17 protein-coding genes and 1 pseudogene are annotated in these 21,554 nt (G+C 68.1%); 10 read left to right on the plus strand and 8 right to left on the minus strand.

Annotated features, from left to right (window positions below; translation table 11 throughout):
• Nucleotides 1-27: 27 nt before the first annotated feature.
• From AC5L30_RS09820 to AC5L30_RS09830, 3 genes are read right to left on the minus strand one after another with little or no spacing between them, the layout of a single operon-like run.
• Complete coding sequence (locus AC5L30_RS09820; RefSeq protein WP_494866634.1) at nucleotides 28-2,847, minus strand: SDR family NAD(P)-dependent oxidoreductase; 2,820 nt, start codon at nucleotides 2,845-2,847, stop codon at nucleotides 28-30.
• Entirely contained in the window at nucleotides 2,844-5,933 is a 3,090-nt protein-coding gene (locus tag AC5L30_RS09825) for an SDR family oxidoreductase (RefSeq protein WP_494866635.1), read from the minus strand. The genes AC5L30_RS09820 and AC5L30_RS09825 overlap by 4 nt, the downstream gene beginning before the upstream one ends.
• On the minus strand, nucleotides 5,930-7,324 hold the full coding sequence (locus tag AC5L30_RS09830) for an acyltransferase domain-containing protein (RefSeq protein WP_494866636.1): 1,395 nt from the start codon (nucleotides 7,322-7,324) through the stop codon (nucleotides 5,930-5,932). Before AC5L30_RS09830 ends, AC5L30_RS09825 begins: the two co-directional genes overlap by 4 nt.
• 271 nt (nucleotides 7,325-7,595) lie before the next feature.
• Between AC5L30_RS09830 and AC5L30_RS09835 the strand changes: the two genes are divergently transcribed.
• Both AC5L30_RS09835 and AC5L30_RS09840 read left to right on the plus strand, forming a co-directional pair.
• A complete protein-coding gene (locus AC5L30_RS09835) occupies nucleotides 7,596-7,817 on the plus strand; it encodes a hypothetical protein (RefSeq protein ID WP_494866637.1) in 222 nt (73 codons plus the stop codon).
• Nucleotides 7,818-7,872: 55 nt separating this feature from the next.
• The gene (locus tag AC5L30_RS09840; protein ID WP_494866638.1) at nucleotides 7,873-8,118 is read left to right on the plus strand and encodes a hypothetical protein; all 246 of its coding nucleotides are present in this window, start codon (nucleotides 7,873-7,875) and stop codon (nucleotides 8,116-8,118) included.
• A gap of 188 nt (nucleotides 8,119-8,306) precedes the next feature.
• On the opposite strand, the gene AC5L30_RS09845 is transcribed toward AC5L30_RS09840, so the two are convergent.
• Both AC5L30_RS09845 and AC5L30_RS09850 read right to left on the minus strand, forming a co-directional pair.
• Complete coding sequence (locus AC5L30_RS09845) at nucleotides 8,307-8,663, minus strand: IS3 family transposase (RefSeq protein WP_494866640.1); 357 nt, start codon at nucleotides 8,661-8,663, stop codon at nucleotides 8,307-8,309.
• The gene (locus tag AC5L30_RS09850) at nucleotides 8,660-8,830 is read right to left on the minus strand and encodes a transposase (RefSeq protein WP_494866641.1); all 171 of its coding nucleotides are present in this window, start codon (nucleotides 8,828-8,830) and stop codon (nucleotides 8,660-8,662) included. Before AC5L30_RS09850 ends, AC5L30_RS09845 begins: the two co-directional genes overlap by 4 nt.
• A gap of 328 nt (nucleotides 8,831-9,158) precedes the next feature.
• On the opposite strand from AC5L30_RS09850, the gene AC5L30_RS09855 reads away from it, so the two are divergent.
• Nucleotides 9,159-10,187, plus strand: a complete 1,029-nt coding sequence (locus tag AC5L30_RS09855) for a DUF808 domain-containing protein (RefSeq protein WP_494866642.1) — start codon at nucleotides 9,159-9,161, stop codon at nucleotides 10,185-10,187.
• A gap of 257 nt (nucleotides 10,188-10,444) precedes the next feature.
• Here the strand turns inward: AC5L30_RS09855 and AC5L30_RS09860 are convergent, their stop codons facing one another.
• Nucleotides 10,445-10,984 (minus strand): PadR family transcriptional regulator, encoded by a 540-nt coding sequence (locus tag AC5L30_RS09860; RefSeq protein WP_494866644.1) that lies wholly within the window; start codon nucleotides 10,982-10,984, stop codon nucleotides 10,445-10,447.
• A gap of 292 nt (nucleotides 10,985-11,276) precedes the next feature.
• On the opposite strand from AC5L30_RS09860, the gene AC5L30_RS09865 reads away from it, so the two are divergent.
• Both AC5L30_RS09865 and AC5L30_RS09870 read left to right on the plus strand, forming a co-directional pair.
• Nucleotides 11,277-13,544, plus strand: coding sequence for an MMPL family transporter (locus tag AC5L30_RS09865; RefSeq protein WP_494866645.1), 2,268 nt, complete (start codon nucleotides 11,277-11,279; stop codon nucleotides 13,542-13,544).
• A gap of 314 nt (nucleotides 13,545-13,858) precedes the next feature.
• Complete coding sequence (locus AC5L30_RS09870) at nucleotides 13,859-14,722, plus strand: RNA polymerase sigma factor (protein WP_494866647.1); 864 nt, start codon at nucleotides 13,859-13,861, stop codon at nucleotides 14,720-14,722.
• Between the two features lie 43 nt (nucleotides 14,723-14,765).
• Here AC5L30_RS09870 and AC5L30_RS09875 read toward each other — a convergent pair.
• Both AC5L30_RS09875 and AC5L30_RS09880 read right to left on the minus strand, forming a co-directional pair.
• A pseudogene (locus tag AC5L30_RS09875) lies at nucleotides 14,766-14,960 on the minus strand (IS630 family transposase); the annotation flags it as partial.
• Between the two features lie 1,194 nt (nucleotides 14,961-16,154).
• Nucleotides 16,155-16,610 carry an anthrone oxygenase family protein gene (locus AC5L30_RS09880; RefSeq protein ID WP_357252489.1) on the minus strand — a complete coding sequence of 152 codons (456 nt, stop codon included), beginning with the start codon at nucleotides 16,608-16,610 and terminating at the stop codon, nucleotides 16,155-16,157.
• Nucleotides 16,611-16,806: 196 nt separating this feature from the next.
• On the opposite strand from AC5L30_RS09880, the gene AC5L30_RS09885 reads away from it, so the two are divergent.
• The 5 genes from AC5L30_RS09885 to fabD all read left to right on the plus strand — a co-directional run bounded on the left by AC5L30_RS09885 (nucleotide 16,807) and on the right by fabD (nucleotide 21,549).
• Complete coding sequence (locus tag AC5L30_RS09885; RefSeq protein WP_494866648.1) at nucleotides 16,807-17,424, plus strand: TetR/AcrR family transcriptional regulator; 618 nt, start codon at nucleotides 16,807-16,809, stop codon at nucleotides 17,422-17,424.
• 747 nt (nucleotides 17,425-18,171) lie between these two features.
• Nucleotides 18,172-18,579: an acyl carrier protein gene (locus tag AC5L30_RS09890; RefSeq protein WP_387198915.1), complete on the plus strand. Its 408-nt coding sequence runs from the start codon at nucleotides 18,172-18,174 to the stop codon at nucleotides 18,577-18,579.
• Nucleotides 18,580-18,583: 4 nt separating this feature from the next.
• Entirely contained in the window at nucleotides 18,584-19,033 is a 450-nt protein-coding gene (gene acpS / locus AC5L30_RS09895; RefSeq protein ID WP_357252480.1) for a holo-ACP synthase, read from the plus strand.
• Between the two features lie 388 nt (nucleotides 19,034-19,421).
• Entirely contained in the window at nucleotides 19,422-20,426 is a 1,005-nt protein-coding gene (locus tag AC5L30_RS09900; protein ID WP_494866650.1) for a ParB/RepB/Spo0J family partition protein, read from the plus strand.
• A gap of 145 nt (nucleotides 20,427-20,571) precedes the next feature.
• The gene (gene fabD / locus AC5L30_RS09905) at nucleotides 20,572-21,549 is read left to right on the plus strand and encodes an ACP S-malonyltransferase (RefSeq protein ID WP_494866651.1); all 978 of its coding nucleotides are present in this window, start codon (nucleotides 20,572-20,574) and stop codon (nucleotides 21,547-21,549) included.
• The last annotated feature ends 5 nt before the right edge of the window (nucleotides 21,550-21,554 follow it).

Consider the following 21,554-nt stretch of genomic DNA (forward strand, 5'->3'; position numbering starts at 1 on the left):
TGGCCTGCTCCTGTCCTTGTGCCGTGATCAGGGCCGAGTCGCTGGGGCGGGCAACATCTCGTCGAACGTCTTGCGGTCGACGATCTCGCCGGTGGACTGGTCGAGGTAGCCGACGATCGCGCCGATGATGTCCTTGACCTGGAGTAGCACCTCACCGTCGCGGGACACCGCGATGGCGCGATTGTCGGGGTTCGGGTCTTCGAGATCGAGATCGACCGGAGTCACGTACAACTCCACGTCTTCGCCGCGGGTAGCCAGGCTGGCGTCCGTGTGACCGCCGTACAGGTCGATGCGCCGGACGTACCGGGGGATCGCCACAGGCGTCCAACGGCCGTGCGCACGTTCCAACACGGCCACTCGGACCAGCCCGTCGAGCAGGACGGACGGCACCAGCAGGTCGGGGAACCAGCGGTGGATGCCGGCGGTGTCCAGGGCCAGCCGTCCGCGGCGACCCAGCGGGTGCACCCGGGTGTCCGTCGTGGAGCGGAACACCTCGCGCAGCAGCACCGGTGAGCCCGACGCGTGGTAGGGGTCGATCAACGCCTCGCTGCCGTGTTCGTCCCAGTGTGTCCAGCGAGGCCCCGGCGTCGGCCGGTCGCGTAGCCGCACCACGACGGAGAAGTGCAGCCGGTCGCGTACCAGGACCCGTCCGCCCGGCCCGAGCACGTCGCCGGAGATCCGCACCTGCACCACCGACTCGGTGTCGTCGCTGCTCAACAGTCGCGCGGTCAGCCGCTTCGTCCTGCTTCGGCCGTCCCGGTAGACCCGCAGGAAGGACTCCAACCGGAGATCCTCGAAGACGACCGGCACTCGGTCGGGCACCAGCATCACGGCCACCTCGGCGGCCAGTTCTGGTACGAACGTGCCGGGCAGGGTGGGGAATTCGAACACCTGGTGGTGCTCCAGGTAGCCGTCGCGATCGAGATCGAAGGTGCGTACGGCGGTCAGCGACGTCGCGTCCCGGTGCACGACATCGTCGATGAACGGTAGCCGCCGCTCGGCCCGGGGTGCCGGTCCCGCCAGCGGCACCGCGGGCTGCGGTGGTATGGCGGAACGGGGTGGTGCGGCGGGCACCTGCCGTGTCGTGGGCTCGGGTGGTGCCGCGGCGCAGAAGTCGAGCAGACCGGGGAGCACCGTGGAGAGCGCGCCCGCCTCGCGGTCACCGAACAGGACGGTCGCGGCCGGCGGCCTCGGACACGCGAGTTCGGCCAGGAAGTGCGCCACGCCCTCCTCGGTCGGGGTGGCCGTGAACCAGCCGGTCCGACTGAGGAACTCCTGCATCACGGTGCTGGCGCCCAGGCCGGTGTCGCGCCACAGCGTCCAGCCGATGGTGTGCTCGGTCGAGCCGTCGTCACGGGCGGCGGCTGCCGTGTTGAGGAAGTCGTTGGCGGAGGCGTAGTCGGTCTCGCCCCGGGTACCGCTGAAGCCCACGAACGATCCGAAGTTGCACCACCGGGCCGGTGGCCGCTCCCGCAGGGCGTCGGCCAGGTTGAGGTAGGCGCGGACCTTCAGGTCACGCACCGTGCGGAAGTCGGCCAGGCTCTTGGAGCGTAGGTCGGAGGCGCGGTTGATGCCGGCGATGTTGATCAGCAGGTCGATGTCGCCCTGTTCGGCTAGGACCGCACCGATGGTCTCCCGCACCGCGGCGGTGTCGCGCAGGTCGCAGCGCAGGTACTGGACCCGGCCGGGTCCGCAGTGCAAGGCGAGTTCGGTCAGCGTACGGCGCATGTGGGCCGCGTCGCGTAGCCGGTCGAACCGCGCGTTGGCCGCCGCGACCGATACCCGGTCCGGGCCGGTGACCTGTTCCCGGATGTACCGGCTGCGCTGCTGCGGGTCGTCGAAATCCAGCACCGGATCGTCGTCTGCCGGCGGCGCGGAGCTGCCGAGGAGCACGATCCGTGGCGCGTAGCGCCGGGCCAGGGCGAGCAGGATCGGCGCGCCGATTCCTCGCGCACCACCCGCCGCCACCACCAGCGACGAACCGTCCAGCGGTGGCGGCGCCGCATCGGGCTCGTCCACCTGCTCCGGACGGGCTCGCGGGGTCGTCCGACGGCCGTCGACGTGGTACACGCACGGCAACAGCTGCTCGGCACCGAGCTCTGCCACCGAGGTGGCGAGCGTGGCCGGTACCGGCCCGGCTGCGTGGACGGTGGCGACCACCAGCGCACCGGGACAGTCCAGCGCCAGGCTCTTCGTCAGCCCGGTGAACAGCCCGGTGAACGGCCGCGGCGTGCCGTCGGCGGTGATCCCGTCGAGTACGGTGACCAGATAGCTGCCGCCGTCGACCAGCCGGTCGGCGCTCTCCTGCGCTGCCAGGAACGCCCACTCGTGCAGCCGGAGCAGATCCCCGGACCGGGTCGACCAGCCCGCCACGTGCAGCTCCGGGTCCCGGGTGTCCACGATCACCCGTACGTGCCGGGGTGGCACCTCCCGTGGTGCCCGCGCCTCGGGCCAGTCCGCCGGTGACAGGTGGCGCACTCCGCCGGACGTGCGTACCTCGATCGTGTCGTCCGAGACGACCAGGACGGTACCGTCGGCCGGCAGCGAGAATTCCGCGGCGGCGGCGGTCGTGTTGGTCAGCACCAGCACACCCGCCGGCAGCAGTTCCGGCACCGGCCGTATCGCCCGGTAGGGCAGCTCGGCCAGTTCCAGGACGTGCCGGCGCAGCAGCTGTTCGGTCGGTGCGTCGGTCGCGGCCGGACCGGGCCGGCGCAGCCGCATACCCCGTACCGAGCCGGCGGCATCGGCGCGTACCGCCACGGTGCCGTACTCGACGCGGCCAGACAGCATCGCGGCGAGCCCGGCGGCGCCGCTCGCCCCGGCCAGTTTCGTGCCGAGCCCGCTCATCGGGTCACCTCCGCTACGGACAACTGGTCCAACTCGGCGAGGATGGGCAGCCCTTCGGCCTCGGCCACCGACCGCCGGGTCAACGCGAACAGGAACGCGCCCTCGGCCAGTTCGCCCTCCGAGGCGAACACGGCCCGCCACGATGCCAGGGTGTTGCCGTTCACCCCGGCGACCAGCGCCAGGTCGAGGTCGCCGAAGCGCAGGTAGTGGGCGGCGACCTCGAACGCGTCCGCCAGCGAGGCACCGCCGCCGTCCACGGTGATGTTGAGGCCGCGCAGATCGAAGTAGTTGCAGAGCCGGGCCGCGATGACGTTGGGCATCTCGCCCGGGAAGGAGTCCTCGGTCGGCGCGGCGATCCGCCCGGTGACGTCCTGCCGGAGCTGCTTGAGCAGCCGGGCCAGCGCCTCCGGATCGCGGGCCTCCGTACCGACGCGGTCCAGCTCGTCGAGGTAGCAGCGCAGCGCGAGCAGGACCGCGTTGCGGGTCGGACCCGCGTGCGCGACCACCACTCCGGTCCGCTCGCGGCGACGCTCGCAGGCCTGGCGTACCTGCCCGTCGAGGCGCTGCATGCACTCGACCAGCATCAGTTGGGTCCGGTCGGTGGCCCTCGCCGCCGGCGGCGGCATCTGGAGCTTCGGGAACGGCGGATGGGGATAGACCGGACCGAAGGTGTGCGGGGCACCGGCACGGCCGACGGAGCAGTCCGCGACCGCTTCGGTGTCGTCCACTCCGGGCAGGTGTCCCGACCAGCCGACCAGCACCAGCGGATCGGTGTGCGGCTCGCCGTAGCCGTAGGCGCCGTTCACGTCCGGGCGGTACTCGCTGACCAGCAGATGGGCGTTGGTGCCGCCGAATCCGAAAGCGGAGACCGCCGCGGTGCGGCACCGGTCCGGCAGGGGCGGCCAGGCGACCGGCTCGCTGGGTACGGCGAGGTTGGAGGTATCCGCTCCGAACGACTCGGGGGTGCCGGTGAACCGGTACTGGGCGGGTATCACCTCGTGCCGCAGGGCCAGCAGCGCGTGGATGACCGACACCACGCCGGCTGCCCAACCGGTGTGCCCGATCAGCGACTTGTTTGACGTCACCTGGATCGGCGCGTCGCCCGCGTAGGCGGCCCGCAGGGAGAGGAACTCCGCTTCGTCGCCGGCCGGGGTGCCCGTCGCGTGCGCGATGACCATGCCCACGTCGCCGGGGCGGACCGTCGAACGGGTCAGCGCGCGGTTCACCGCCAGCTCCTGCCCGCTACTGGACGGCGCGTAGATCGCCTTACCCTTACCGTCGGCGGAAAGCCCGGAGCCGGCCAGGATGCCGTGGATCTGGTCGCCGTCGGCGAGCGCCCGGGAGAGCCGCTTGAGCGCCACCACACCGGCACCGTCGGAGAAGAGCACCCCGTCGGCGGCACGGTCGAGCGCGCGTACCGCGCCGGCCTTGGACAGGCCACCGAGCTTGGCGAAGAGCACCGAACCACTCGGCATGAGCGCGAACGAGCCGCCGCAGAGCGCGATGTCCGCATCCCCCGTGAGCAGGTCGCGTATACCCAGATCGATCGAGTACAGCGAGGACGAGCAGGCGGTGTCCACCATCGTCACCCGAGCGTCGTCCGGCAGGATTCCGGCCACCGCGGCGCGCCCGACCTGGTGCGGCAGGGCCACCGGCCGGTCCGGGGACTGGTGCGGCAGCACCCGGTCGAGCAGGGTGCGCAGGTCGTCGCGTACCCCGGGCTCGTCCGCCGCGGTTCCAGCCATCGCGAGAAACTCCTGGCTCGCCAGCGCCTCAAACAGGTGCTGGCTGCCGTCCGGCGTGTACCCGACCCAGACGCCGTACCGGTCGCCGGGGCGCCGGTTGACGCCGTCGAGAGCCTGGTGGACGCAGTGCCGCAGCCACCGGATCGTGAAGTCCGTGGTGTCGTCGTCGACGATCGGCTCGCCGGCCATCCCCGGGTGTGGTCGCAGGTCGGTGATGAACCCCGACCTGCGCTGGTAGGTCTTGTCCGGCGCGGTCGGGTCCGGGTGGTGGAAGCCGTCCATCCACCAGCGCTCCGGAGGCACCTCGACGAACAGTTCGGCACCCTCGTTGAGCAGCGACCAGAACCCGTCGGGGTCGGACGCGCCGGGCACCGCGATCCCCATCCCGACGACGACCACCGGGTCGTACGTGGCGTCGTGACCGGTTGGTGCGGGGGTGGCATCGCTCGTCGCCTCGGGTGGTGCGACAGCCGCTTCCTCGAGAAGCGTGACAGCCGCCTCCTCGGACAGTGCGACAGCCGCTTCCTCGGGGGGCGTGACAGCGGTCGACGGGGCGGGGGCCGGCGGGGCCGCGTCGGGTGACAGCGCCCGATAATGCAGGCTCAGCCCGCCGTCGGCCAACACCGTCTGCCCGGTGATCCAGCCGGCCTCGGGCGACGCGAGCAGCAGGACCACGCCGGCCAGATCCTCTGGCGTGGCGAGTCGCCGCATCGGCGTGGCGTCCACCAGATTGTCCCGCAGCGAGGGAAAGCCGGGAAAGCGGCGGCCGACGTCGTTTTCGATCAGGCCGGCCGAGGCGGTGTTCACCCGGATGTCGTCCGCCGCGAACTCGGCCGCCAGATACCGCGTCAGGCTCTCCAGGGCCGCCTTGGATACCCCGACGGACAGATAGTTGGCCGGGGCGTGCGTGGCGCCCATGGACGAGACGTTGACGATGCATGCCCCCGGGGTGGCGGCAAGTAGCGGGCGGGCGGTGCGTGAGCACCACAGCGGTCCCTTGACGTTGATGTCGAAAGCGCGGTCCAGGTGCTCGTCGGTGATGTCGTCGATCGTGGCGAAGGTCCCGGTGGCGGCATTGTTCACCAGCACGTCGAGCCGGCCGTACTCGTCGCGCACCTGGTCGAACATCTGCTCGAGCTGCGCCGGTCGGGCCACTGATGCGCGCAGCGGCTTCGCCCGTCCGCCCGCTGCGACCACCTCAGCGGCCAGTTCCTTCGCCGCTGGCCAGGAATGGAAGCAATTGATCAGGACGGTGGCACCGGTCGCCGCGAAACCTCGGACGATCTCCCGGCCGACGCTGCCGGCCCCGCCGGTGACCAGGACCACCCGTCCGCCCGTCATCGGACCTGCCCGCTCGCGAGGTTCCCGTGCACGAGGTCGACCACGTTGCCGAAGGTGCGGTACTCGCCGATGCGCATCCCCTCGGGGCGCATACCCAGCGCGAACGTCTGGCCGATGCGGTTGAGCAGTTCGGTCTGCTTGACCGAGTCCACACCGAGGTCCGCCTCCAGTTGCGCGGCGTCCTCGAAGACCTCCTCCGGGTATTCGAGAGCCTGGGCGTACATGGCGCGCAGTTGCGCGGCGATCTCGGACCGGGGTAGCGCCGACCGACCGGCCGCTTCCCGTACCTCCGGGGTCGCCGCGGCAGGCGTGGGGGCTGGCGGAGCGGGCGGCGCAGTGGGCGTCGCGGTCGGCGGAGCGGGCGTCAGGTTCGGCGGGACGGGCGTAGCGCGCACGGTGGCGGCCGGCGGGACGGCGACGGTCGACGACGGTACGAGGAAGGCAGCGGCCTCCGCGATGGTCGTCGCGGTCTCGGTCACCGGCGTCAACACCGTGACGTCGGGGTGGAGCGAACGGACCACGTTGGTCAGCGCCCGACCCGCGCCGAGTTCCACCCAGACCCGAGCGCCCGCCCGGTACAGCCGGCCAACGGTGCCGGCAAGGTCCACGGGCAGCACAAGCTGCGCGGAGAGCATCGCGGCCAGGTCGTCGTCCGCCCGATAGAACCGGCCCAGGATCGGGGAGAAGACCGGGGTGTGCATGGGCGCGGCACGCAGCCCCGTGAGCCGCTCCGCGAGCGCCTGTCGGGCGGTCGTCAACATGGTGTGATGAAACGGGTACGCCGAGAGCAGCGGTGTGGCCGGCACTCCGATCGCGGCGGCGATCGCCTTGACCCGGCGCAGCGCGTCGGCGGACCCGGAGACCACCACCTGTCCCGGCCCGTTGTCGGACGCGATCACCGGGCCGGCGTGGTCGAGTAGCGCGAGCACGGCGTCCATCCGGTTCCGGCCGCAACCGACAGCGACGAGCCCGCCTTCGGCCGTGGCGTGCTCCCGCAGTACGGCGATCCGGTGGCAGAGCACGGACGCGCCCTGCTCGACGCTGAGGGCACCTCCGGCCACCAGCGCGGCGATCTCGCCCATGCTGTGGCCGATCAGCGCGCCGAACGCGCCGCCACGGCGGCGTAGCGCGTCGTGTGTCGCGACGGTGGTGGTGAAGATCGCGAGCTGCATGGTGTCGGGCGAGTCGGCGAACAACTGTTGGGTGCTCGGCGGCTCACCAGCGCGTAGGCCGGCGATCGGATGGTGGCCGAGCATGGCCGCGCTGACCCGATCGACCTGCTCGACGAGCTTTTCCAGTTCCCGGTCGGCACCGATGAAGTCCAGGCAGCCGGGGAAGTAGGCACCCTGTCCGGGGAAAACACCGACAGCAATCTCTGGTTGATCGAACATCAGATCTCCTCCGCTATCCCCTCGTGTGGTGTCGCCGACGCTGAAGCGCCGCCACCGGCCGGAGGTCTGGCGAGCCGGCCTTGTCCTCCTGTCCACCGCTCCTCGGCCGTGCCGAGGCCCGCTCCCGACCCCTTGGTCAATACACAAGGGACGGTCGGCCCGTGGGATGCACGTTAGGTCATCGACTGGGATGCACGTTAGGTCATCGACTGGGATACATCAGGTCCGCGACCTCTCGCCAGCGGCCGTAGCCCAACTACGAAGGAGTCGAGTGCCCACCCCGGACGTGTACTTTCTCGCCCTGCACGAGCCGTACTCGGCGCCGACGCACCCGGTGCCGATCAACGCCACCATCGTGCACGCCCGGACGTTGCTGCACCCCGCCGTCCCGCAGCCGACCGGCGGGCTGATGTACCGATGTCTGACCGAGTTCCCGGTTCGCCGGGCGACTGAACGACCACGCCCGAGCCCGCGGCGCCGTCGCACCGACTGATGCGCTGCTGCGCTACCGCAACGGCCAACCCGCCACCTATCGGCGCTACGACCTGATGTGGAGACGCATCGGCCGACAGTTGCCGTGGGTCGCCGTCCAAGGCATCTCCACCCATTGGCTGCGCCACACCACCCTCACCTGGGTCGAACGGCACTTCGGCTACGGTGTGGCCCGCGCCTACGCCGGGCACACCGATCGCCGCGGACCCGCTACCACCACCTACATCAAGGCCGACCTGCACGCCGTCGCCGCCGCGCTGGCTGCCCTCACTGGTCAACCTCACCCGCTGGCCGGCGACTAGCGAGGGCGTCGACGGCCTTCGGCGCATTCCGTCGAGCCGCAGGTCCGGCGGACGTGATCAGGTCCAGCGCCCTTGATCCGCGTGAGGCCGCTGGAGCCATGGGGCCTGCGCGTCACGCCAGCTCCGGGTGGGCGTGGTACGCCAGGGCGAACGCGTAGAGGTCGAGCATGACGAGTGGGTCGGCCATGTCACGGCCGGCTGGCCGAGAGGGCCAGGCTGCCGTGGTGGCGTCCGGCTTGTCGACGAGGCCGAGCCGCGCTGTCACCGCTAGCGCCGCGCATCAGCCGGGCCACGCGTTTACGGCCGTGCCGCATACCGGCGTCGGCGAGGTCGGCGTGGATCCGCGGCGCCCCGTAGGTGCCCTTCGACACCGCATTAACCTGGATGATCTTCTCGGTGAGCTGGGCATCAACGCGCCAGCGGACGGACTGGACACCGGATTTGCGCTGGTAGTAGGCGGACCTGGAGACCTCGAGCAGCTCACACGCACGCTTGACATTGTGCTTGCCGGCTTGCTCCGCCTCGATGAACGGATGCACGTTCACCGGGTCTCCTTCGCGAAGAAAGCCGTCGCCCGCTTGAGGATGTCCACGTCCTCGCGCAACCGGCGGTTCTCCCGCCCCAACTGCGCGAGCTCGTCTCGTTCACTACTGGTCAGCCCGTCGGTGCGGGTGCCAGCGTCGAGATCGGCCTGCTTGACCCAGTCACGCACCGCGGTCTCGGTCAGGTCGAATCCCGGCTGACCTGCCGAAGCGTATGGTCACCGCGCTGACACAACTCGACGATCTTGGCCTTGAATTCCGGCGTGAACGAACGCCGAGGCCGCGGCCGCTTCTTCCGTGACTGCGGCGGACGGGTTCGGCCTGAGCTGGCGCCAGGTGATGACCCGGGCGCGGTGGTGGCGGGTCGTCGGCCGAGCGCGATAGTCGCTCACCTCGAGCTCTCGCCCGATATACGGCCGGGCGGTGGCGTGCCGCGCGCAGGGACCTGAGCGAGAATGGGCCAGTTCGAACTCTGCGCAACCCTGGAAGGACCCTCCCTTGGCCGGTGGACTCGTAGCCCTGCTGGATGACGTGGCGGTGCTGGCCCGTGCCGCTGCAGCGTCGGTCGATGACATCGGGGCGGCCGCCGCGAAGGCCGGCGCCAAGGCTGCGGGCGTCGTCGTCGACGATGCTGCCGTCACGCCGCAGTACGTGCGGAGCCTGGCGGCAGAGCGCGAGTTGCCGATTATCAAGCGCATTGCCGTGGGGTCGCTGCGCAACAAGTTCTTCATCATCCTGCCGGCGGTGCTGCTGCTCAGTCAGTTCGTGCCCTGGCTGCTCACTCCGATCCTCATGCTTGGCGGCGCCTACCTCTGTTACGAAGGCGCGGAGAAGGTGTGGGCCAAGTTCGCCCATCACGATGCCTCCGGCGCGGGCGAGGAAACGGTGCAGGACGAGACGACACTGGTGTCCGGGGCGGTACGAACCGATTTGATCCTCTCGGCGGAGATCATGGTCATCACCCTTAATGAGGTGATCGATGAGGCGTTCTGGTCCCGCCTGGCGATTCTGGCTGTCGTCGCCGTCGTCATAACCGTCCTGGTGTACGGCGTGGTGGCCCTGATCGTAAAGATGGACGACGCCGGGCTGCGCCTGTCGCAACGTTCCGGCGCCGTCGCGACGTTCGGTCGCGGTCTGGTGAGGGCGATGCCGGTGGTTCTCACCGTGCTGACGGTGGTCGGCACCGCCGCGATGCTGTGGGTGGGCGGACACATCCTGCTGGTGGGCGCGGACGAGCTGGGCCTGCACCTTCTGTACCAGGCCGTGCACCACGTGGAGGAAGCCGCGCACGACGCCTCTGGTGTCCTCGGCGGGCTTGTCGGCTGGCTCGTCAACACGGTGGCCAGCGCGATCCTCGGGTTGATCGTCGGTGCGCTGGTCGTACTGGCCTTGACTTTCACCCTCCACCGTCGCAAGTCCAAGGCTGTCGCTACGGCGGGCACGACTCGCACTGACGGCGCCCCCGCGGCACCGCTCCCCGCAGCTCGGCGTAGCGACGCTTCTGCGGACGGGGCGCCGCGCACCTGACCGCACATCTTCGGCAACTTGACCTCCCGGTCAGATCGCCACGGTCGGCTTTCGTCGCTGCCGAGGGTCGACGCAGATGAAGGTCGGGCAGCCTGGTCGGGTTCGCGCACCATCGCCCAGTACGACGACCAGGCCCGCGAGGGAGGCGACCGCCTGTAGCGCCCGCGACCGCCAAGAGGTGGGGCTGCGTGCGTCAGTCATCGGATCCGCTTCTGTTCGTCCTGGTCGTGCTGGGCGGCGAACCGGGCGGCCGCGGGTCAACTCTCGCCGCGTACCTCGGCCGGCAGGCTGTCGAACCACTCCAGTACCGCTTGCTCGTATATGAGGCCGAAGCGCAGGGTCGCCCGCCGGTACAGGTCGGGCACGAGCCCGCTTTCCTCGGCATTCCGAATCACATCCACGTAATTCGCTAGCCGTTCGGCGTGCCGGGCCCGGTGCTCGGCGACATAGTGCGCTAGTAGTTCAGGGTCGATGTGCTGGCCGAATCCAATGGAGAGCAGCAGTGGGAAGCGGATGTTCTCCTTCCCCGGTTCGCGGTTGACCCATTCGGCGAAGGCGTCCCGGCCGGAATCGGTCAGCTCGTAGGGCCGGCGGTCCCGGGGGCCGCGGGTGCCGGCGGTGATCAGCCCGGCCGTCTCCATAGCGGCGAGTTCGCGGTAGACCTGGCTCTGCGTGAGCGACCAGAAATTGCCGATCAACCGCTCGGCGGCGTTCAGGAGGTCCCAGCCTGTCATCGGCCCCTGGTGCAGGAGACCCAGCATCGAGGCGGCAGTAGAGTTTAACGGTTTGCTGGGCATAGCCGACCTCCTGCGTCGTGGTGCCGGCCGTGTCCGGGTTGGCAGCCCGTCGCGCCCCGTGCGGTGGTGCCGGCACCGGGTCTGGTGCCCGCTCATCTGGCCCGCCCCGGTGTCGTCGCGGGCACCAGCGGCCTGGGCAAATCTTTGATTTGGGTGGAGCCTTCTCTCTGACGACCTAGCATAAGGGAAGGTCTTGACGTTCCACTGTGCCAGATGCCAGAGTGGCGATGGGCCGGACGGTCGTCGATGGGTGGGGCGACGCTGCGCCGATGCGTTAACACGGGGGGTCGATGTGTTCGGTGTTCTGGGTCGCGCCGCTGTGCGCGGACGTTGGTTGTTCTTGGCACTTTCCCTAGCATTTGTAGTATTTTCCGGTGTCTGGGGCACCGGACTGTTCGGTGTCATGCACGCCGAAGGCGGGTTCGACGACCCGGCCAGCGAGTCCTATCGCGCTCAGGAACGCATCCAGCAGGCCCTGGGGCGCGAGACGGTCGACGTGATCGCGCTGTACGACGGCGAGGGCCGAACCGTTGACGATCCGTCGTTCCGCGCCGCAGTGGATGGCGTCATCGCCGCACTGCCGGCCGACCTGGTCGCCCGGACCACGTCCTACTGGTCCACCAACCAGGATGCTTTCGTCTCGACCGACCGGGGCGCCACGTACGTGGCGATACAACTCGCCGGCGAGAACGCGGCCGACCGTGGCGAGGCGTTGCGGGAAATCGAAGACGACCTGGCCGCGCCCGGCTTGACGGTGCAGCTCGGCGGGCCAGCGGCGGTGTCACGCGACATCAGCGCCCAGGTCGCCGAGGACATCCTCTTCGCTGAAGCGATCTCCATCCCGCTGCTGCTTGTGTTGCTGGTGCTGATCTTCCGCAGCGCGGTCGCGGCGCTGGTGCCGCTGCTCGTCGGGGGCCTGGTGATTCTGGGGTCATTCACCCTGCTGCGGGTGCTCACCTACTGGTTCGACGTGTCGCCGTTCTCTATCAACATCGTCACGATGCTCGGTCTCGGCTTCGCCATCGACTACGCGCTGTTCATCGTCAGCCGCTTCCGGGAGGAACTGCCGATCAGCAGATCGGTCAGCGACGCGATCGTACGCACCATGAACACGGCCGGGCGGACCGTCTTCTTCTCGGGCCTCACCATCGCCATCTCGCTCGCCAGTCTCACCCTCTTCCCCCAGGTCTTTCTACGCTCGATGGGGTTCGGGGGCGTGGCGGCGGTGCTCTTGGCGCTGGTCGGCTCAATGACGATGCTGCCGGCGGTGCTGGCCGTCGTCGGGCATCGGATCAACGCGCTGCGGGTGCCGTTGCCGCGTCGGCGCAGGTCGGCCGAGGCGTCGTCGAAGGATCCCGGTCGTGGCTGGTACCTCTTCGTGCACAGGGTGATGCGCCGTCCAGTGCTGACCAGCATCGGCATCGTCGCCCTCCTGTTGGTCCTGGGCTCTCCCTTCCTGCGGGTCGAGTGGGGTAACGCGGACGAGCGAGTGCTTCCGGTGGGGTCGGAGAGCCGGACCGTGGCAGAGGTGCTCGACGAGCGGTTCCCAGGCGGCCCGCCACGAATGATCAGCGCCGCGGTGATCCGGTCGGACGGTGCGACTCAGAGCGCCGAGCAGCAGGCCGTTGTCCAGGATTACGTCAGCCGGCTCGACGCGGTGTCCGGGGTGGACGGCGCCCAACTCGTCGCCACCGGGCAGGACGTGTCGCGCATCGACGTCCGGTACGCACTCGACCCGCAGTCCGAGCAGGCACGGGAGCTGCTCGCCGCGCTGCGTGCCGTGCCCCCGCCGTCGGGGACCGAGGTGCTCTTCACCGGTGGTCCGGCCCAACTGGTCGATCTGCTCGCGTCTGTCGGCAAGCGGTTGCCCTGGATGGGGCTCTTTGTCCTGGTGACCTCGCTAGTGCTGCTGTTCATCGCGTTCGGCTCGGTGCTGCTGCCGCTCAAGTCCGTCGTGATGAACCTGCTCTCGTTGAGCGCGTCCTTCGGCGCGCTGGTGCTGATCTTCCAAGATGGCAACCTGGCCGGACCGCTCGCCTTCACACCCACCGGCATGGTCGACGTGACGATGCCTGTCCTCATGCTGGCCATCGCCTTCGGTCTCTCGATGGACTATGAGGTCTTCCTGCTGTCGCGGATCCGGGAACAGTGGGACCGCACCGGTGACCCGATCGAGTCCATCGCAGTCGGCGTCCAACGTACGGCCGGCATCATCACCAGTGCGGCTCTCCTGCTGGTGGTGGTCGTGGGGGCGTTCGCCACCTCTGGAGTCGTCTTCATCAAGATGGTCGGTGTCGGGTTGGTGATCGCCATCGTGGTGGACGCCACCATCGTGCGGGGACTGCTGGTGCCGGCCACGATGCGGCTTCTCGGACGTGCCGCGTGGTGGCTGCCGGCGCCCGTCGCCGGCTGGTGGGATCGGTACGGCATCAAGGAGCACGACGGTCTTCCGGACGGCCCGGGCCAAGAGCCGGCGCCCGCCGGGAACGGGGTGCCGGGCGGTCCTGGTTCGGCGAACGCCAGCGGGGGCGTCGATGTGGTGATCAACCGGAAGAGTTGAGATTTCCGGGTCGGGCACGTCGCCGGTCGAATGACGTACGACGATGCCCAGGTGGGCCTACATGGACGCGGCGAGAGCAAGGAATTATGCCACGTCGGTCGCGCGTGCGCGCCCGCGTGGTCACTTTACGGGCACGTAAATAAATGCGACCCACGGCCATAACTTTTTGACAGATCATCAACGTTCTCCTATGCTGGGTCCTTAATTTGCTTCACATAATTTGAGTTCATCATGTCATCACCCGGACCAAGCGCAAAGGAATCGTGCAGCAGGCATGCCCGGTCGAACGTGGTCGCCCGGTACGGATCTCCGGGATGGTCCCACGTGTCACCGAGGCGCAATTGGGCATTTCTTCACCTTCGGTAGGGGGCCTCGTGAAGAAGTCGGCCACAACGGAGTCGCTCGTGTTGACATGTCGAGGGGGGGACGAGGTTGCCTGGGCAACTCTGGTACGCCGGTTCGGTCCGTTGGTCAGCGCGATCGCGCGCTCGTATGGGCTGAGCCAGGCGGACTGCGAGGATGTCAGCCAGGCCACCTGGCTGCGGCTCTGGCGTCGGCTCGATCAATTGCGTCAGCCGGAGCGACTGGCCGAGTGGCTTTCGATGGTGGCTCGGCGCGAGGTGCTACGACATCTGGGTGGCAGGCGATTGCCGGCACCGACAGACGAGGTCGTGGTTCTTGAACGCGGGCAGCGTAGCGCGGCCTCGGCGGAGGAGGAGGTCCTCTCCCGGGAAGGGGCGGAGCGGCTGCGGCAGGCATTCCAGCTGCTGTCCCCTCGTTGTCAGCACATGCTCGCGCTCCTGATGGACGAGTTCAGCTACGCGCAGGTCGCGCAGTCACTCGGCCTGGCTCCCGGGTCGGTCGGGCCGGTGCGGTCCCGGTGCCTGAACGACCTTCGCAGGGCGCTGAATCAAGTCGATGCCGGCCGGATGTCCCCGGTGGACGAGCAGGTCCCGGCTTGCGTCTCGGGGGCGGACGAGCGTACCAGCGCTAGACTTGGGGGCCGAGAACTGACGCGAGCCTCTGCATCACCTGCGGCGAGGGACATCCGCAAACGGCGGCATCCGTCCGAGGCTGATTGTCCCCGCTTCGGGTTGCCAGCGCCGGGTGTCGGCAACTCAACAGCCGGCGCTGGACGACGTTTGGTCGCCGAGCCACCTCGTCGAGACGCTCTCTAGCCCGCGGTGCTAGTGCCCTGAGCACAAACCTTCGCCGGGTTGGTTAGGCGGCCTTGGCTGCGGGGTGGCCCCAGCGGTGTTGTCGTTCGCTGCGGACGCGTGCGCGTTCGCAGCGTTGAGCGGCCAGGACGTCGGGGTGGCGAGCGTTGGCGTTGCGCCAGCGTAGGTATCGGTGCAGGTGGCGGCCCAGTGCGACGTGGTTTTGGCCTTGACCGTCCCCGGGTCCACGCAGCGGACCCGGCCCGGTGTGTCACCCAACCTGGCCAACGTTTGTGGTCAGGGCACTAGTGACGTTTGGCCCAGGGGCCACGTCGGGCGTGGTGCCGGCACCACGCCAAGGCGGCGCGACCTGCTGGACCTTGATGGCGAGGTCGATCTCCGCTGCGCGCACGCCGCCTCCGAGGGCGAGTCGGAGGTCTGCGAGGAGCTGCTCATCCGCTGCCGGACGTGGGTCATCGGGCGTCACTCGCCGAACCATGCCCTACCTCCTAAGGCCGTGTAAGCATTCCGATCGGGCTCGATGACATATTCATGCCCCGCGCCTGACGTGGCCCCCGTGCCTTGAACCGATCGTACCAGTTTTGTTAATTTCTTTGCCCCCGCAAGAATCCGCCTGCCCAGACCCGCCGTATGGCGGTCCGCGGATCTTTCATACCGGTCAAACCCGGCGATGCACCTAGCCAGGCCGCCCGCATTGTGTGGATCCTTGATCGATCCACATCAACCGCTGTCTGCATTCCACGATCCGACGACCGCCTAGCTGTCCACGGTTCCTGATCATGTGCATGGGATTCCGAGTGATGTGTGTGTTGTCAGCCTGGCTCGTGATCGCCTGCTCTTGTCCGGCTTACGTCCGTTATGGACACTGTAACACACAGTTGTAGTGTGTGGACAGAGTGATAGGGACGCGGTACGTTCGGAAAAGTCGGATAAAGAATCTGCCGTGAACGGCGAAAAAGTCCGCGCGGTGGTGGGGGTCGTTGCGAGTGTGGCCGATGTTCGGGTGTCCCGCGAGCACATCGGTGACGTATCCGCCGACCGCTGCGTCCAGGCCGTCACCGTTTATGGCGTCGTCGTCGTAAGGACGTGGCCGCGTTGGCTGGGCAGCCCTGACCGATGCCTCGCACGCCGCTCCTCGTGAGCAGCTGCCCGCGCGGATCCGCACGCTGATGAGTACGACTCCGCTCAGCGAGACCGGGTTGTCACACTGGGCGGCGCGGCAAATGACCATCTGCATCGGACGGATTGAGGGTGTGCGGGTCTCCCGCCACTGGATGGCCACGCTGCGGCGCGGGCACGGGCTCAAGCCCCACCGGCAGGACGCCTTCAAGGTCGGCAAGGCCCTGCACGCGGTCTCATCACCTAGGCGGGACAAATCAAAAACGACGGAGCCGCGGAGCGTGGGGAGGGTCACTACTCCTCCCACTCAGGCTCAGTCGACCGTGGCGATCGAGAGAACGACGAGCAGGAAGGCCGCGAGATAGGCCCACGAACGGTATCCCTGAAACCACTCCCAGCGGTTGCGGCGCTCCTGCCAGCGTTCGGGAGGGGAATCCTTGTCCCAGCGCAGCGTCGACAGGTTGATCGGCACGTTCACGACCACGGTCGTGACGATGCCCGTGGCCCAGGCTGCGGCCGCTACCCAGCGCAACACCTCGGGCAACCCCGCCCCATCAGGGCGGGCCGCGTAGCTGATAGCCAGCACGAGCGAAGCCGTCATCGCCACCGGCATCACAATGCCGAAGGTACGCAGCAGGCCCTGTTCGACCAGGATGTGGTCACGCGGCGCCAGACGCTTGACCACCGGATGCACAAAAGCATATGAACCGAACTCGGCGCACGCCGTGAACCCCAACACGGCGACGGTGGCGAACATCAGCACGTCCATACCCGCTCCTCTCGTCGTGGCGGCCTGCGCGGCGCCAAGCCACATCGGCGAGCACTGCCGCAGCATCCGCGACGTGACACCGCACATGGGAAGGCACGACAGGAGTCGGTCGCCGCGATGGCCGGTGCTCCCGCGGAGGTGGCTGATCGGCAGCGCACGCCGCGAAGATTATTGATTGATTGATAACATGTCAACCATGGGCCAGAAACGAGTCTCCTCGTCCCAGCGGCGTGCTTCCGTGCTCGCTGCGGCGATCCGGATCTTCGGCAGTAAGGGCTTCGCCGCAACCACCACGGCAGACATCGCCCGCGAGGCCGCCGTGAGCCAGCCCTACGTGGTGTCCCTGTTCGGCAGCAAGGACGCGCTCATACGAGCCGTGATCGAGCACGCGCTCGACAGGGTGGTCGAGGTGTTCGAGCAGACGATCGACGACGACGCACCCGGCGACCTCGCGCCGCGTATCGGTATCGCCTACCTTCGCCTGTTCAAGGAGCAGGGCTTGCAACTCTGCCTCGCGCACGCCTTCACCGCCGGCAGCGATCCGGAGATCGGGCCACTCGCCAGAGACGGTTTCCTTCGCGTCTACCGAGTGCTCGTCGACCGCGGCAAGCTCACACCCGAACAAGCCAGTCAGACCCTCGCCGCCGGCATGATGGCCAACGTCATCCTCGGCTTACGCCTGGCCGATGACTATGACCGTGAGCCCGTCATACGCGAATTCCTCTCGGCGACCTACCCGAGCAATGTTGGCCTCCTCAGGGCCGTCACCAACGCATGCGATGGTGACGCCGCTTCTAGTGCCGGTGTCCACTGACGTTCGCCGGGTTTGCCGGTGGTGTTGTGGATCCTCGCCGCAGGTGCGGTCGAGCGACTCCCCGCCGTGGTGGTGGGGGCGGGCCACGGCTGGCCAACCGACCCGCACGGTGACCACCCGGGTGGTGGTGTCGGCGGGGCCAAACAACCTGGCGGCGGTCGCCAACGCCAACCGTCGCTGCCGCTCTTCAGATGCGGCAACAACACCTCTAGGCGCATCACAAGCGGTCGTGAATAATTCTCGGAATCCGCGGACCACGCCAATGACGCCGAAGCATGGAGCAATGTGGTATTTCCTCACGGCTCCACTTGATCCGTAATGTTCTGGTTGACATTGGGAAACGCGACGTCAAGCCGATCTTCACCGCGGTGACGCCACTGCACGCCCGGGTGGCGTTTGATGACCTGGGGGTGTCGCAGTCGCCAACCTCACGCGCGCCGCGTTTCCCATCTCGGTGTCTCCCTTTGTTCGGAGTTACACCCTTTTAACGACGGACCCGGTTGCGGCAGGTGGCTGGACGTGTTGTCGGCCTGGTTAGTGATCGGCTGCTCTTGTCCGGCTTAGGTCTGTTATTGGCGAGGATAACCCGCAGCGCTTTGATGTGTGGCGGTGTGGGACGGGTCGAGCAGTTCCAAGAGCCGGACAAAAATTTTTCGCGTGGAGGTGTACGAACTCGGAGCCACGTCGGGTCTTTAAAAGCGAGAGGTCTTTCGAGGACCGCTCGGTGACAACGAGAAGGGACCCATTGTGGCTGTCACGCACGATGTTGTTGTGGGCGCCGTCAAAGCGGCAATGGTGGACGCGCTTGGCGTCGAGCCCGAGGAGGTGACGCCGGAGGCGACACTGTTCGGTGATCTCGGCGCGGAGTCCATCGATCTCCTGGACATCCTCTTCCGGCTGGAGCGCAGCCTCGGAATCAAGGTCACCGCCGGCGACCTGGCCGAACGCATCCAGGGTGGTATCCCTGAGGAGGAGTTCGGTACGCCGGAGGGGGTCGTCTCCGAGGTCGGGCTTGCCCACCTGAAGAAGGTCATGCCACAGATCGCGGTGGAGGACCTGCGAGGGAAGCTGCCGGCGGAGGAGGTCATGGGGTTGTTCACTGCGGACAATCTCGTGGATCTGGTGCTCGACCGGAACACCGAGCTCGTCGGCTGATTTCATGGGGGTACGGGTCGGTGTCGATCTCGTCGAGGTGGACCGCGTACAGACATTGCTGAAGCAGCAGCCGGCCGCCAGCAGTGAGCTGTTCACAGAACGGGAACTGGCCGCCTGCTCCGGCCGGCGAGACCGGTTCGTGCGGCTCGCCGGCCGGTTCGCCGCCAAGGAGGCGGTCCTGAAGGCGCTCGGCACCGGCCTAGGTCCACGGATGCGGTGGACGGATGTCGAGATCGTCAACGAGCCGTGGGGTAAGCCGCGGGTTCACCTGTACGGCGAGGTGGAGGCGGTCTGGCGAAGGCGGGGCGCGGGTCAGGTAGAGATTTCCATTTCGCACACTGCCGGTCTCGCCCTCGCCCACGCCGTTCTGGTGGAAACGGCCGCCTGTGCCTGCGTATCCGGGCACTCGGCGGTCACCCCCGAGCCCAGTTCCGAAGTGCACGGCGATGGATAGGGGCAGGCGGGCCACCCAGACGTCCGAGACAGCACGTACGTCGAGGACGGATTGGACAGCGATGAATTCCACCTGACGGATCGACTCGTTGGTCAGACACCCAGTGGGTCAGCGTGCGTGTGGTCACGTCGAGGGTCGAGACGCACTGGCGGGAGCCGACCCACGGCATCTCTCCCGATCCGCCGGGTACGGGGGCGTCGCAGCGATCGAGGTGCTGCGGCGGGCCGGTCGGATTTGGGGGTTGCCGGATCGTGCGGCTGACCACTGGCAGGGCGCAGTAGGTCCTGCGATCGGCGATCCAGACATTTGTTAGTCCTGTTGCAGCACAGCCGATACGACATATCCGAACCTCCTGTGGGAGGTCCGGGCGGATTGCGGGGGAGAACTGATGTCAGGCCGGTATTCGGTTGGTGGTGCCGCGCTGCTCGAGCGGAATGTGACGGATGTTCACGGGCATGACCGGTCCGATGCTGCGATCGCTGAGCTGCCAATCGCGGATCTTCACGGAGTCGAGGCGTTGCGATTCGGTGGTGTGAACCTGGCGTACGCGCGTGTGCTGGCCGAGTCGGGGGCGGAGCTGCCGCCGATTCTGGTGCAGCGCAGCACCATGCGTGTAATTGACGGTGCTCATCGGGTGCGGGCAGCGCTGTTGTGCGGTCAGCGGACGATCACAGCAGTGCTGTTCGACGGTTGCGACCGCGAGGCGTTCGTCCTCGCGGTTCGGCTCAATGTCACACATGGTCTGCCACTGTCGCTGGCGGAGCGGAAAGCGGCGGCGACCCGCATCCTCCACGACTATCCCGAGTGGTCCGACCGCTCGATCGCCTCGGTGACTGGCGTCTCCGACAAGACGGTTGGGGCAATCCGGCGGCGGTCGCCCGCGGAGATTCCGCAGCCGACCGACCGGGTTGCCCGTGACGGAACGATCAGCCGCCGCCCGTTGGTGGAGGGTCGGCTGCGAGCGGCCGAACTGATCCGGTCGCGGCCGCACGCGCCGCTGCGGCAGATTGCCGACGAGGCCGGGATCTCCTTAACTACCGCTAAGGACGTGCGCAATCGGGTGCGGTGCGGTAAGGATCCGCTGCCCGCCCGACAGCGAGCGACGTTGTCCGGCGCTGTGGTTGCAGAGCCCGAGTTCGGTGAGGCGGATGCGATGGCCGCAGAGGTGATGATGCAGCGGTTGCGTAGCGACCCGGCGGTGCGTCGGACGGCTGGCGGTCGGTGGGTGCTGCGCTGGCTCGCGACGATGACCTTCGACGAGCAAGGCTGTGAGCGGGCTGTCGCTTGCCTGCCGCCCTACCACCTCGAGACCGTCGCACGACTGGCGCGGCACCGGGGCGCGGTGTGGCTGCGCCTCGCGGGGCGAATCGAGGAGCGTACGCGGTCGAACTGAGAGGTGAACATTTCGTAATTCGTCCGCGGTCGACCGCCGCATTGACAGTCGTTGTGTAACGATGTTCTACTGGCGCCCCGCGATAGGTCGGATGACCGCTGTCCCCTTATATGAAATACTCGTCTGCGCGCGTTAGGTTGGACTGATGAACAATGACGTGCAACGCCGTTGGTGTTTTTTGTTCCCAGGTCAAGGTTCCCAGCGTATCGGTATGGGAAGAGACCTCTACGTACAACGTCCCGATCTCGTCGCGGAAATCTTCGAAACCGCAGATGAGCTGCTGGGCTTGCCGCTCTCGGAAATAGCCTGGACCGGGCCCGAGGATCGGCTGCGCCGTACCGAGATCACGCAGCCCGCGATATTCGTGGCGAGTTACGCGGCATATCGTGTGCTCGCCGAGCGAATGCCCGAACCGGTGGCCGTCGCCGGACACAGCCTGGGGGAGTACACCGCGTTGGTCGCGGCTGGTGTTCTGGAGTGGACCGACGCGCTGCGACTGGTCCGCCACCGCGGCGAGCTCATGGCCGCGGTCAACGAGACCACCCCAGGCACGATGGCGGTCGCGCTGGGATTGACCGCATCGGTGGTCGAGCGGTTGTGCGCGGAAGCCTCCGCAGCCTCCGGTGTGGTGGTCGAGGTGGCCAACTACAACGAGCCGACGCAGACCGTCGTGTCTGGAAGGACCGAGGCGGTCGCGGAATTTCTGCGCCGGGCCACGGCCGAGCTGCCCCCCGACGGAAAGATCAAGAAGATCGGGGTCGGCGCGCCGTTCCACTGCTCACTGATGGCACCGGTGGAGGAGAAGTTCGCCACCGAGCTGGCCACCGTCGACTTCCGCGATCCCCGTATTCCGGTGGTGGCCAACGCCACCGGCGGCTTCGTCACCACCGGAGCCGAGGCGCGTGACTCGCTGTGCCGGCAGTTGGCCGGGCCGGTCCGCTGGACGGACAGCCTTGCCACTCTCGTCGACTCCGGCGTCAACACGTTCGCCGAGGTCGGGCCCGGCCGGGTGCTGACGGGCATCTGCCGGCGCACGTACCCCGACCTGGACTGCCATTCCGCCTCCGATGCTCGCCGCATTGCCGCTCTGCTCGAAGCCAGCGTTCTGCCTCGCACCGTCTGAAAGGA

The organism is Micromonospora sp. BQ32 (assembly GCF_059358895.1).